Annotated in this window: 11 protein-coding genes; 8 read left to right on the top strand and 3 right to left on the bottom strand. The window is 65.1% G+C overall.

What is annotated here, in order from left to right; translation table 11 throughout:
• The first annotated feature begins 17 nt into the window (after nt 1-17).
• Entirely contained in the window at nt 18-1136 is a 1119-nt protein-coding gene (locus M3I54_RS05840) for an ABC transporter ATP-binding protein (RefSeq protein ID WP_254333806.1), read from the top strand.
• Nucleotides 1137-1234: 98 nt separating this feature from the next.
• Here the strand turns inward: M3I54_RS05840 and M3I54_RS05835 are convergent, their stop codons facing one another.
• Both M3I54_RS05835 and trxB read right to left on the bottom strand, forming a co-directional pair.
• On the bottom strand, nt 1235-2011 hold the full coding sequence (locus M3I54_RS05835) for a Smr/MutS family protein (protein ID WP_254333804.1): 777 nt from the start codon (nt 2009-2011) through the stop codon (nt 1235-1237).
• A gap of 38 nt (nt 2012-2049) precedes the next feature.
• Entirely contained in the window at nt 2050-3045 is a 996-nt protein-coding gene (gene trxB, locus M3I54_RS05830) for a thioredoxin-disulfide reductase (RefSeq protein WP_254333802.1), read from the bottom strand.
• Between the two features lie 408 nt (nt 3046-3453).
• On the opposite strand from trxB, the gene M3I54_RS05825 reads away from it, so the two are divergent.
• Nucleotides 3454-5775, top strand: coding sequence for a DNA translocase FtsK (locus tag M3I54_RS05825; protein ID WP_254333799.1), 2322 nt, complete (start codon nt 3454-3456; stop codon nt 5773-5775).
• 88 nt (nt 5776-5863) lie between these two features.
• Nucleotides 5864-6571, top strand: coding sequence for an outer membrane lipoprotein chaperone LolA (gene lolA, locus M3I54_RS05820; protein ID WP_254333797.1), 708 nt, complete (start codon nt 5864-5866; stop codon nt 6569-6571).
• A gap of 78 nt (nt 6572-6649) precedes the next feature.
• Here the strand turns inward: lolA and M3I54_RS05815 are convergent, their stop codons facing one another.
• Entirely contained in the window at nt 6650-7720 is a 1071-nt protein-coding gene (locus M3I54_RS05815) for an MBL fold metallo-hydrolase (protein ID WP_254333795.1), read from the bottom strand.
• Between the two features lie 173 nt (nt 7721-7893).
• On the opposite strand from M3I54_RS05815, the gene M3I54_RS05810 reads away from it, so the two are divergent.
• The 5 genes from M3I54_RS05810 (at nt 7894) to M3I54_RS05790 (ending at nt 12694) form a co-directional block, all read left to right on the top strand.
• A complete protein-coding gene (locus M3I54_RS05810; protein WP_254333793.1) occupies nt 7894-8337 on the top strand; it encodes a MerR family DNA-binding transcriptional regulator in 444 nt (147 codons plus the stop codon).
• Between the two features lie 31 nt (nt 8338-8368).
• Nucleotides 8369-10171, top strand: a complete 1803-nt coding sequence (gene aceK, locus M3I54_RS05805; protein WP_254333922.1) for a bifunctional isocitrate dehydrogenase kinase/phosphatase — start codon at nt 8369-8371, stop codon at nt 10169-10171.
• A 55-nt stretch (nt 10172-10226) separates the two neighbouring features.
• Complete coding sequence (locus M3I54_RS05800; RefSeq protein ID WP_254333792.1) at nt 10227-11423, top strand: acetyl-CoA C-acetyltransferase; 1197 nt, start codon at nt 10227-10229, stop codon at nt 11421-11423.
• Nucleotides 11424-11510: 87 nt separating this feature from the next.
• Nucleotides 11511-12188 carry an SDR family oxidoreductase gene (locus tag M3I54_RS05795; RefSeq protein ID WP_254333791.1) on the top strand — a complete coding sequence of 226 codons (678 nt, stop codon included), beginning with the start codon at nt 11511-11513 and terminating at the stop codon, nt 12186-12188.
• A gap of 53 nt (nt 12189-12241) precedes the next feature.
• The gene (locus tag M3I54_RS05790) at nt 12242-12694 is read left to right on the top strand and encodes a YchJ family protein (RefSeq protein WP_254333790.1); all 453 of its coding nucleotides are present in this window, start codon (nt 12242-12244) and stop codon (nt 12692-12694) included.
• Nucleotides 12695-13171 lie beyond the last annotated feature (477 nt).

The following is a 13171-nucleotide window of genomic DNA, read 5'->3' as shown; positions in this document are numbered from 1 at the left end:
AAAGGATTCATAGCATCATGGCAAGCCTTTCCATTCGCGACGTCTACAAGACCTACCCGAACGGGGTCCCCGTCCTCAAGGGCGTCAACATCGACATCGAAGACGGTCAGTTCCTGATCCTCGTCGGCGGCTCGGGTTGCGGTAAGTCGACGCTGCTCAACATGATCGCGGGTCTCGAAACCGTGACCAAGGGCGAGATCCAGATCGACGGCAAGACGGTCAATAACCTCTCGCCGAAGGATCGCGACATCGCGATGGTGTTCCAGTCGTACGCGCTGTACCCGTCGATGACGGTGCGCGAGAACATCTCGTTCGGTCTGAACATTCGCAAGGTGCCGAAGAACCAGCAGGCGGAGATCGTCGGCCGCGTGTCGAAGCTGCTGCAGATCGAGCACCTGCTCGACCGCAAGCCGGGCCAGCTGTCGGGCGGCCAGCGCCAGCGCGTGGCCATGGGCCGTGCGCTCGCGCGCGATCCGGTCATGTTCCTGTTCGACGAGCCGCTCTCGAACCTCGACGCGAAGCTGCGTATCGAGATGCGTTCGGAAATCAAGCTGCTGCATCAGCGCGTGGGCACGACCATCGTCTACGTGACGCACGACCAGATCGAAGCGATGACGCTCGGCGACCGCATCGCGGTCATGAAGGACGGCATCGTGCAGCAGTTCGGCGCACCGCAGGAGATCTACGACTCGCCGTCGAACCTCTTCGTGGCGGGCTTCATCGGCGCGCCGCCGATGAATTTCATCAACGGCAAGCTGGTGGAGCAGGGCTCGGGCATCGGTATCGAGCTCGACACCGGTGTGGCGCGCAGCGTGCTGAACCTGCCGTTCGAAACGAACAAGCTGCGCGGCCAGATCGGCCAGGAAGTGGTGCTGGGCCTGCGCCCGGAGCGCATCACCGACGCGCGCAGCTCGCACGACGGCCACGGCCACGCACTGCAGCGCCACTCGGTGAAGGTCGACGTGATCGAGCCGACCGGTCCGGACACGCTCGTGTTCGCGCAGGTGAACGGCAAGCGCATCGTGAGCCGCGTGCACCCGGGTGCGAACCCGCAGCCGCTCAACAACATGGAACTGCTGTTCGACGTTTCGAAGGCCGTGCTGTTCGATCCGAAGACGGAAGAGCGCCTCGCCTGATCGTTGTGCGCCGGGTGTCCCGGCGCCATAAAAAACCCCGTTCGCCGCGTCAGCGGCAACGGGGTTTTTTCATGTCGACACGCCGATGACAGGTTCGGTCAGGGCACCTGAGGATGATGTTGTCCGTGGCCGACCGGATGCGGCTGCAATAGCACGAGCACAGCGCCCGCGCCGCCGTCGTGCGGCCGCGCCTGGCAGAACGCGATGACTTCTTCCTTCTGCACGAGCCACGCGCGCACCTTGCCCTTGAGCACCGGCTCCTTGCCGACGGAACCCAGGCCCTTGCCGTGGATCACGCGCACGCAGCGCAGCCCGCGCTTGCCCGCTTCACGGATGAAGTTCTGCAGCGCCTCGCGCGCTTCCTCGCGGCGCATGCCGTGCAGGTCGAGTTGCGCCTGCACGATCCACGTGCCGCGCCGCAGCTTCTTGACGACCTCGTCGCTCACGCCGGGGCGGTGGTAGTACAGCGAGTCGTCGGTGTCGAGAAGCGCTTCCGGGTCGAATTCGTCGGAGATCGCTTCGTGCAGCACGGCCTGCTCGTCGAGCCGCGTTTGCAGCGGCAGCGGCACGGGTGCTGCGCGGCGCGGCTGCGCGCGCGCAGGTTGCTTGAGCGGCGCGATCTGGCCGATCTCGCGGCGAAAAAGGTTGCTGTCGGCGACGGCCTCGACGTGCGCCGCCTGCACGGCCACGCGTTCGCGCTCGCGCTGGCGGGTTTGCACCTTGAGCGCGTCGCGCAGGCTGCCGAGGCCGGCGAAGCCAGAAGCCGTCTTGCCGGGCGCGGCTTCGTCTGCTGCGGGAGCAGGCGTGGGCGCCGGAGCAGGGCGAGCGGAGGCGGGGCGCTTGGGCTCGCCCGGGTGGGGCACGTTCTTGGGCATGGCGAAAGACGCTGGGTAAATCTCTGCGCTCGCCAGACTTAGCGGTCGGCTTCGGCGCTCATCACGCGCGCCTGGCCCAGTTCGTTCACGGTCTCGAGGTAGCGCTGCGCGTCGAGTGCGGCCATACAGCCCGTACCGGCGCTCGTGATCGCCTGGCGATAGACGTGATCCTGCACGTCGCCAGCTGCGAACACGCCCGGCACGCTCGTGCCGGTAGCGTTGCCGTTCAGGCCGCCGTTCGTGATGATGTAGCCGTTCTTCATCTCGAGCTGGCCTTCGAAGATGTCCGTGTTCGGCTTGTGGCCGATCGCGACGAACAGACCCTGCAGATCGAGGTCGGCGGTCTCTCCCGTCTTCACGTTCTTGATGCGTAGGCCGTTCACGCCGCCTTCGTTGCCCTTCACTTCGTCGAGCACGTGCTCCCACTTGATCTCGACCACGCCTTCCTTTTCCTTTTCCAGCAGGCGGTCGATCAGGATCGGTTCGGCGCGGAACTTGTCGCGGCGGTGAATGACCGTGACCTTCTTTGCGATGCCCGAGAGGTAGAGCGCTTCTTCAACGGCCGTGTTGCCGCCGCCGACCACGGCGACGTGCTGGTTGCGGTAGAAGAAGCCGTCGCAGGTCGCGCAGGCCGAGACGCCGCGGCCCATGTACAGCTCTTCGCTCGGCAGGCCGAGGTATTGCGCCGACGCGCCGGTCGCGATGACGAGCGAGTCGCAGGTGTACTCGCCGGAGTCGCCGATCAGGCGGATGGGCTTTTCGTTCAGCTTGGCCGTATGGATGTGATCGAACACGATTTCCGTGTTGAAGCGCTCGGCGTGCTCGAGGAAACGCTGCATCAGTTCGGGGCCTTGCACGCCGTTCGGGTCTGCGGGCCAGTTTTCGACGTCGGTCGTCGTCATGAGCTGGCCGCCCTGGGCGAGACCCGTGACGAGCAGCGGCGAAAGGTTCGCGCGCGCCGCATAGACGGCGGCCGTGTAGCCGGCGGGGCCGGAACCGAGAATCAGGACTTTGGCGTGTTTGGTTGCAGACATGATCGAATTCCGTAGAAAGACGCTGCGTGGCGCGAAATTTTGGGGCGCACGGCCAGGGGCCGCCCGGCGTCGCGGCGGGGCTCACGCATGTAGTTGGGCATCAGCCCGCAATTATAAAGGCGGGGGGAGTTCGCCGCTCGATGAAGCTTCCTCATCGGCGCGATAGCCTCGGCCTCGAGGCCGGCCGTGCAGCGCGGCTCGACGGGTCCGGCGCGGCCGGATGTCGCCCTGCGGCGTTCCCGCGGCGTTGTCAGTTACCGTCATTTACAGCGAGGGGCGCCGGGGCCGAAACAACGCGTTTACAATAAGCCGGATCGGACGACGGCGGCCGCGCCCGTCTGCCCGGGGTTTCGGGCATACGGAAGGACTGGCGGACCGCAAACGCATCAAGAATCAGCCCAGGATTCAATGGCCAAAGCTCCCTTTTCCGCGCAGGCGCAGGCATTGCCTCACCGCATGTCGCGCCTTTTCACCGAAATTCGCTGGATCCTGCAGGTCGCGCTAGGCGTGTTCCTGCTGATGGCGCTCATCAGCTACAGCCGCCACGACCCGAGCTGGACGCACGCGGCCCAGGTCGACCACATCTCGAACTGGGCGGGGCGCGTCGGCGCGCGCGTCTCGGACATCCTGCTGCTGCTGTTCGGCCTTTCCGCCTATTGGTGGATCGTGCTGCTCGGGCGCCTCGTCTCGGCGAACTACCAGCGCATTACGCGCCACGAAGCGATCGCCGACGATGACGACGACAAGCCGCGCGACATCAGCTGGGTCGCCGAAGCCTTGTCGTTCGTGCTCGTCATGCTGTCGAGCTGCGGCATCGAAGCGCTGCGCATGTGGTCGCTCAAGGTTCAACTGCCCCAGACGCCCGGCGGCGTGGTGGGCGGCGCGGTTGCGCGCGGCGTTTCGCACGCGCTCGGCTTCACGGGCGGCACGCTCGCGCTTCTGCTCGCGCTCGCTATCGGTCTTTCGCTCTATTTCCGCTTCTCGTGGCTCTCGGTCGCTGAAAGGGTCGGCGAATACATCATCAACGCCGTGACCATGGCCCGGCTGCGCCGCGAGGCGGGCCGCGACCGCAAGCTCGGCGAAGCGGCGGCCGTGAAGCGCGAAGGCAAGGTCGAGCGCGGCCGCGTGAAGATCGAGGAACACGAACCGGTCACGATCGTGCCGCCGGTGGTCACGCCGCAGCGCTCCGAGCGCGTGGAAAAAGAGCGCCAGGTGCCGCTCTTCAAGGACCTGCCGGGCGATTCCACGCTGCCGGCGATCTCGCTGCTCGACCCGGCGTCGGCCACCCAGGAAACCATTTCGGACGACACGCTCGAATTCACCTCGCGCTTGATCGAGAAGAAGCTCAAGGACTTCGGTGTGGACGTGGCCGTGGTGGCCGCGTATCCGGGCCCGGTCGTCACGCGCTACGAGATCGAGCCGGCCACGGGCGTGAAGGGCAGCCAGATCGTGAATCTCGCGAAGGATCTTGCGCGTTCGCTCTCGCTCGTCTCGATCCGCGTGGTGGAAACGATTCCGGGCAAGAATTTCATGGCGCTGGAGCTGCCGAACCAGCGCCGTCAGACCGTGCGTCTTTCGGAAATCCTCGGCTCGGCGGTTTATGCCGACGCGCCTTCGGCGCTCACCATGGGCCTTGGCAAGGACATCGGCGGCAAGCCGGTTTGCGCCGATCTCGCGAAGATGCCCCACCTGCTCGTGGCCGGCACGACCGGCTCGGGCAAGTCGGTGGGGATCAACGCGATGATCCTCTCGCTGCTCTACAAGGCGAGCGCCGAGCAGGTCCGCATGATCCTGATCGACCCGAAGATGCTCGAAATGAGCGTCTACGAGGGCATTCCGCATCTGCTCTGCCCGGTCGTGACCGACATGCGCCAGGCCGGCAACGCACTGAACTGGACCGTGGGCGAGATGGAGCGCCGCTACAAGCTCATGAGCAAGCTGGGCGTGCGCAATCTCGCGGGCTACAACAACAAGATCGAAGAGGCGAACAAGCGCGAGGAGAAGATCCCGAACCCGTTCAGCCTCACGCCGGACGATCCGGAACCGTGCCAGAAGCTGCCGCATATCGTGGTCGTGATCGACGAACTCGCCGACCTCATGATGGTGGTCGGCAAGAAGGTCGAAGAGTTGATCGCGCGTATCGCACAGAAGGCGCGCGCCGCCGGCATCCACCTGATTCTCGCGACGCAACGGCCTTCGGTGGACGTCATCACCGGCCTCATCAAGGCCAACGTGCCGACGCGTATGGCGTTCCAGGTCTCCTCGAAGATCGACTCGCGCACGATTCTCGACCAGATGGGTGCCGAGTCGCTGCTCGGCATGGGCGACATGCTCTACCTGCCGCCGGGCTCGGGTCTGCCCGTGCGCGTGCACGGCGCGTTCGTCGCCGACGACGAGGTGCACCGCGTCGTCGAGAAGCTCAAGGAGCAGGGCGAGCCGAACTATATCGAGGGCATTCTCGAAGGCGGGGTGGGAGGCGAGGGAGACGAGGGCACGGTTGCGGGAACCAGCGGCACCGGCGACGAGTCCGACCCGCTGTACGACCAGGCCGTCGAAGTGGTCATCAAGAATCGCCGCGCGTCGATTTCGCTCGTGCAGCGGCACTTGCGCATAGGCTACAACCGCGCGGCGCGGCTGCTCGAACAGATGGAGCAGTCTGGGCTCGTTTCGGCGATGTCGTCGAGCGGCAACCGCGAGATCCTCGTGCCCAACCGCGGCGACGCCGAATAGGTCACGCCAGGCCGCCGCGCTTTGGCAACGGCTTGGCAACGGCTCCGGCAACCCGACAGCCAAAGACACACCTCTTGGAGAACGATAGATGCAGTATCCGGCTGGACTTCCGACCCGCTTTGCGCGCACCGCGCGCCGCGCGCTGTTCATCGCGCTCGGCGCGTCGGTCCTGATGGTCTCGCAGGCGTATGCGAGCGGCACCGATCAACTGAAGCAGTTCGTCGCGCAGGTGCACTCCGCGCGCGGCAGTTTCGTTCAGCGCGAACTCAAGGCGCCCTCGGGTGCGAAGAACGCCAGCGACGCCATTGCCACGGCCACGATGAACGCCAAGACCTCGAGCGGTACGTTCGTGTTCGCGCGGCCCGGCAAGTTCATCTGGTCCTATGAAAAGCCGTATCAGCAACTGCTGCAGTCGGACGGCGACAACCTCTACGTCTACGACAAGGACCTGAACCAGGTGACCGAGCGCAAGCTTGGCGGCGCGCTCGGCGCGAGCCCGGCGGCGATCCTGTTCGGCAGCAACGATCTCGACAAGAACTTCACACTCTCCGACGCGGGCGTGAAAAACGGCATCGACTGGCTGGAGCTGATTCCGAAGTCGAAGGACACGCAGTTCAAGAGCGTGGGCATCGGCTTTCGCGACGGCAACCTCGAAGCCATGGAACTGCACGATGTGTTCGGCAACGTGACGCTGCTCACGTTCTCCAACATCGAGAAGAACCCGTCGTTGCCGGCTTCGACCTTCAAGTTCGTGCGGCCGCAGGGCGCCGATCTGATCACGGGCGGCTCGAACTAAGGCCGTTAGCATCGCGCTCCACGCAAAAACGGGCGGCTCATTGCGGGCCGCCCGTTTTTCTTTATGCACAGTGGCTCTTCAGGCCGTAAAGCGGATCACGCCGTCCGCGCCCGTCGTGCGCGTGACCTTGCCCGCGAGCCACAGCAGGTTCAGGTGCGCAAGCGCTTCGCCCATCGCGAAGGTCATCTGGTGGATGTCGAGCTCGCGCTTGAACATCATCGGCACGATGTCGGCGGCGCTTTGCGGCGCTCGCTCGCACGCTTCGATCACTTCGGCAAGACGCGCGTCATGGTGCGCGCGCAGCTGCGCGATGCGCGTGCGCACGCCGCGAAACGGCTTGCCGTGCGAGGGCAGCACGAGCGTATTCTCGGGCAGCGTTTCGTAGCGGCCGAGCGATTCCAGATAGAGGCCTAGCGGATTGCCTTCCGGCTCCATGTCGAACACGGAGACATTGGTCGAGATTCGCGGCAGCACCATATCGCCGGAGATCAGCACGCCGGTTCCTTCGCAGAACAGCGCGCAATGCTCGGGCGAGTGGCCGTAGCCCGTGATGACGCGCCAGTCGCGCCCGCCGATCGCCACCGTATCGGCTTCGCGCAGGCGGCGGTACTGCGTGGGCAGCGCGGGTACGAGACTGCCGTAATAGCCGCGGCGGTTGCGCAGCTTGTCGAGCGAAGCTTCGTCCACGAGCCCGTGACGCGCGAAATGGCGCGCGGCGCCTTCGCCGCCCGCGTTGGAGCCGTCGCCGGCCGCCATCACTCGGGCCTGCATGTATTCGCCGAGCGTGGCCCACAGGCGCACGTCCCAGCGCGCTTTGTCCCCGCCCGCGCAAATCCAGTGCGCAAGGCCGATATGGTCGGGGTGGCAATGCGTGACGAGCACGCGAAGCACCGGCAGGCCTTCCAGCTGGTTCTCGAACACGGCTTCCCAGCGGGCCTTGATGGTGTCGTTGGTGATGCCGCAGTCCACCACGGTCCAGCCTTGCTGGCCGTCGATCTCATCGCGCAGCAGCCAGAGGTTGATGTGGTCGAGCGCGAACGGCAGCGGCATGCGCAGCCATTTCACGCCGGGCGCGACATCGAAGGCGAGGCCGGGCTCCGGCAGGGTGTCGGCGTAGGGATAGTCGAGCTGGTGTTCGAGGGCGTTCATTGGGGGTGTCTTCTCCTGTCGGCCAGAGTTAGCGCTTACTCTGGTCCCATGCAAAGCGGATCTCATTGTCGCCGGTTGCGCAACCGCGTACTTGACGATAACGTAAACGTCGATTCTATCGTCCCTTGCGCTGTCGTGCAGACAACAGCCGGGCCAGCCGCCTTTCGCACACCATGACGACCCAGTACACGATTACCGAACTCGCCCGGGAATTTGACGTTACACCGCGCGCGATCCGCTTCTACGAGGACCAGGGCCTGCTCGCGCCGAGCCGCGAAGGCGCGGGTGGCTTGAAGCGCGTATTTTCGGGGCGCGATCGCACGCGGCTGAAGCTGACGCTGCGCGGCAAGCGCCTTGGCTTCACGCTCTCGGAGATCCGCACGCTGCTCGACCTCTACGAGTCGCCGACCGACACGCTCCCGCAGCTCGAGGCGTTCCTCGACACGGTGGTGCATCACCGCGAGATACTCGAGCGCCAGCGAGCGGACCTCGACGCGACGCTCGAAGACCTCGCGCAGTACGAGGCCCAGGCGCGCGCGCTGCTCGACAGGAATGCGGCGCACGAACGCGCGGCGCACGAGAGCGATGCTCCCGCCGCCGCTCGCGCGAAAACCTGACGCTCGCGCTCGCGAAACGGGCATGGCCGCCATGAACCACTTCCCGAAACTGCTCTCTTCGCAGATCGGCTTCGATGTCGCGCAGACCATGCTCGACGGCTTCAACCGTCACTACCGCAACTTCTGTGACGCCGCGGCGAGGGCGCGGACGTTCTTCGAGGCAGCCGACTGGCGCGCCCTGCAACAGCTCGCGCGCGAGCGCATCGCCTCTTATGACGATCGCGTGAAGGAGTGCGTGGTCGCGCTCGAAGACGAATACGGCGCCGAGAGTATCGACGATGAAGTCTGGCAGCAGATCAAGCTGCACTACATTGGCCTGCTCACGACGCACCGGCAGCCCGAATGCGCGGAGACGTTCTTCAACTCCGTGTGCTGCAAGATCCTGCATCGCTCGTACTTCAACAACGATTTCATCTTCGTGCGGCCCGCCATATCGACCGAATACATCGAGAACGACGAGCCCGCCGCGAAGCCCACTTACCGCGCTTACTATCCGGGCAAGGACGGCGTCGCGGCGACGCTCGAGCGCATCGTCACGAACTTCCAGCTGGAGACGCCGTTCGAGGATCTCGGACGCGACGTCGACTGCATCATGCAGACGATGCTCGACACCTTCGGTGTGGTCGAGCCCAAGCCGAACTTCCAGATTCACGTGCTTGCGTCGCTTTTTTTCCGGCATAAAGGCGCGTATATCGTCGGGCGCATCATCAACGGCGATTTGCTCGCGCCGTTCGTCGTGCCGATTCGTCATGTGGAGTCGGGCAAGCTTGCGTTGGACGCGGTGCTGCTGCGCACGGAGCAGTTGCTCATCCTCTTCAGCTTCTCGCACTCGTATTTTCTGGTGGACATGGAAGTGCCGTCCGCCTACGTCGAGTTTCTGCGCACCATCATGCCGCGCAAGGCCAAGGGCGAAATCTACACGTCGCTCGGGTTGCAGAAGCAGGGCAAGAACCTGTTCTATCGCGACTTGCTGCACCACCTCTCGCATTCGAGCGACCGGTTCATTGTCGCGCCCGGCATACGCGGCATGGTGATGATCGTGTTCACTCTGCCTTCGTATCCGTACGTGTTCAAGGTCATCAAGGACAGCTTTCCTGCGCCGAAAGAGACCACGCGCGAGCAGGTCGAAGCGAAGTATCAGCTGGTGAAGCGTCACGACCGGCTTGGGCGCCTTGCCGACACGCTCGAATATTCGAGCGTGGCGCTGCCCATCGCGAGGCTCGACGAGGCGCTCGTGCGCGAGCTGGAAACGCTTGCGCCCTCCATGCTCGAGTACGAGGGCGATAACCTCGTGATCCGTCACGTCTACATCGAGCGGCGCATGGTGCCGCTCAATCTCTATCTGCAGAACGGCAGCGACGCCGAAGTCGAGCATGGCATCCGGGAATACGGTGACGCGATCAAGGACCTGCTGCGCGCGAATATCTTCCCGGGCGACATGCTGTACAAGAATTTCGGCGTGACGCGCAACGGCCGCGTGGTGTTCTACGACTACGACGAGATCGAATATCTCACCGATTGCAACGTGCGCGCGGTGCCGCCACCACGTAATGAGGAAGACGAACTATCGGGCGAGCCATGGTACGCAGTCGGCCCGCGCGACATCTTTCCGGAGACGTACGGCACGTTCCTGCTTGGCGATCCGCGCGTGAAGCGCGCATTTCTCGCCCATCACGCGGACTTCTTCGAGCCCGGGCTCTGGCAGGAGAGTCGCGCGAGGCTTATTGCGGGCGAAGTGCCGGACTGCTTTCCCTACGACGCATCGATTCGTTTTAGCGTGTGTTACCCCGAACGTTTCGCGCGTGAAGACGCGCCGGCCGCGCGCGTTGCTTGAGCGCGCGGCAAACAGGTTCAAACGGATTCAAACGGATTCATCAAGGAGCAGAAACATGAGTGAGACACAAAAGCAGGACGCCATCGTGATCGTCTCGGCGGCGCGCACGCCGGTGGCGGGTTTTCAGGGCGATTTCGCGGCGCTCACCGCGCCGCAGCTTGGCGCGGCGGCGATCGCGGCGGCCGTCGAGCGCGCGGGGTTGAAGCCCGAACAGATCGACGAGGTCGTGATGGGCTGCGTGCTGCCCGCGGGGCAGGGCCAGGCGCCCGCGCGCCAGGCGGCGCTCGGCGCGGGGCTGCCGCTCGCAGCCGGCGCGACGACCGTCAACAAGATGTGCGGCTCGGGCATGCGCGCGGCGATGTTCGCGCACGACATGCTGCTGGCGGGCTCGGCCGATGTGATCGTCGCGGGCGGCATGGAGAGCATGTCGAACGCGCCTTATCTGCTGCCGAAGGCGCGCGCCGGCATGCGCATGGGTCACGGACAGGTGCTCGACCACATGTTCCTCGACGGCCTCGAAGACGCCTATGACAAGGGCCGCTTGATGGGCACGTTCGCGGAAGAATGCGCGGGCGAGTACGACTTCTCGCGCGAACGCCAGGACGCATTCGCGATCGAGTCGCTCAAGCGCGCGAAACGCGCCAACGAGGACGGCTCGTTCGCATGGGAGATTGCGCCGGTGAAGGTGGCCTCGCGCGCGGGCGAAACGACCATCGAGCGCGATGAGCAGCCGTTCAAGGCCAATCTCGACAAGATCCCGACGCTCAAGCCTGCGTTCAGCAAAACCGGCACGGTGACGGCTGCGAATTCGTCGTCGATTTCGGACGGCGCGGCGGCGCTCGTGATGATGCGCGAATCGACGGCGAAGCAGCTCGGCCTCAAGCCGCTAGCTCGCGTGACGGGCCATTCCACCTTCGCGCAGCAGCCCGCGAAGTTCACGACGGCGCCGGTGGGCGCGATCAGGAAGCTGTTCGAGAAGACCGGCTGGACGGCGAGCGACGTCGATCTCTACGAGATCAACGAGGCCTTTGCCGTGGTCACGATGGCCGCGATGAAGGAGCACGATCTGCCGCACGAGAAGGTCAACGTGAACGGCGGCGCGTGTGCGCTCGGTCACCCGATCGGCGCTTCGGGCGCGCGCATTCTCGTGACGCTGATCGGCGCGTTGCGCGCACGCGGCGGCAAACGCGGCGTGGCGACGCTGTGCATTGGCGGCGGAGAAGCCACGGCGATGGGCGTCGAACTGCTGTAGGCTAGCGCCAGAAGAAGCGCGCCTTTTGCAAAGCGGGGAGGCGGCGCGCTGCAGCGGTTTCAATGCACAGACAAGCAAGGTGACGAGATGAAAACAGCGTTGATCGTGGGCGCGTCGCGGGGCCTGGGTCTCGAGTTCGCGCGGCAGTATGCGAAGGCCGGCTGGCGCGTGCTGGCCACGGCGCGCGGGCCCGAAGCGCTCGAAGCCTTGCGCGCCATCGGCGCGCAGACCTTCCAGCTCGACATTGCGCAGCCGGACGAGATTACGGCGCTCGGCTGGAAGCTCGACGGCGAGCGCCTCGACGTGGCGCTCGTCGTCTCCGGCGTCTATGGCCCGCGCACCGAGGGCGTGGAGAGCGTCTCGGCCGAGGACTTCGAATACGTGATGAACACCAACGTGCGGGGCCCGATGCAACTGATCCCCGTCCTGTTGCCGCTCGTCGACGATGCCCACGGTGTGCTCGGCGTGCTGTCGAGCCGCATGGGCAGCATTGCGGAGACCACGGGCACGACGGGCTGGCTCTATCGCGCGAGCAAGGCCGCGCTCAACGACGTGCTGAAGATCACCTCGCTGCAAACGCGCCGCGCGACCTGCGTCGCGCTGCATCCGGGCTGGGTGCGCACCGACATGGGCGGCGCGCACGCGGCGATCGACCCGGCGGTGAGCGTCGCCGGCATGCGCGAGGTGATGGCCGAGGCGGCCGCCGCGCGCGACGTCTTCAACGGCCGCTTCTTCCAGTACGACGGCACCGAGCTCGACTGGTAAAGCGCCGCGCGTCTGCGCTACGCTTGCGGCCTCTCGCAACGGAGCCTTGACCCATGAACGCCGAAACCGCGCACACTGCACGGCCTGCCGATTGTCCCTGCGGCGGTGTAGCGCCCAACCAGAAGGCGCTCGCCAAGGCGCCGCGCTACGCACAATGCTGTGGCCGTTTCATCGACGACGCGGCGGTGCCCGCCACGGCGCTCGAGCTGATGCGCTCGCGCTACACGGCCTATGTGCTGGGCGACGAGCCTTATCTGCGCTCGACGTGGGCGCCCGAAACCTGTCCCGCCGATCTCGACGTCGATCCCGCAGCCGAAGGCGCCCCGCGCTGGCTGGGTCTTGTCGTGAAGCGCCACGAACAGCGCGACGACGCGCACGCGATCGTCGAATTCGTCGCACGCTACAAAACGGGCGGCCGGGCGTTCCGGCTACACGAAACGAGCCGCTTCACGCGCGGCGACGACGGCCGCTGGCGTTATGTTGACGGCGACGTTTCGGCAGGCTAACGAATAACTGACTGCCGCCGAAAATTGCCGCAGCGGATTCCCGCCCCAGTTCGCCGTCATGGCGCCGGAAATAATGCCTTTGCAAACAAACGCTTACTGAATAATCGCGCGACTGTTGCCGCCGCACGACGCTCGCCACCCGGACCTTTTTAAAAAACTCGCACGTTCGCCACGAACCCAACGCCGTGCGTGCGCCACGCCTCATAGGGCTGCGGACGGTTGGCACGCCTTATGCCGGGTTACCCCTGAATTGCACAACAAATATTTGTCGTGCGAGTATCTAATCACGGTGCCCGGCACGATACGTAAGTGCATAGTGAAAAAGCTTTTTCGCATGTGCATGTGTCGACTGAAAACGGGTGCTGGCGGCGGGTCTGATCGACGATAGAACTGCGCCGCTCAGGTGTTCCGATCGATGTAATTCCCCGTTACGGGTCACACCTTCGCTCCTGCCTTCGCGGCCAGGCGCAACGGTGT

Origin of the sequence: Paraburkholderia sp. CNPSo 3274 (assembly GCF_024206475.1) — a bacterium.
Taxonomy (GTDB): Bacteria; Pseudomonadota; Gammaproteobacteria; order Burkholderiales; family Burkholderiaceae; genus Paraburkholderia.
Note: the sequence above shows the minus strand (reverse complement) of the source record. Positions and strands in the feature narration are given on the sequence as shown.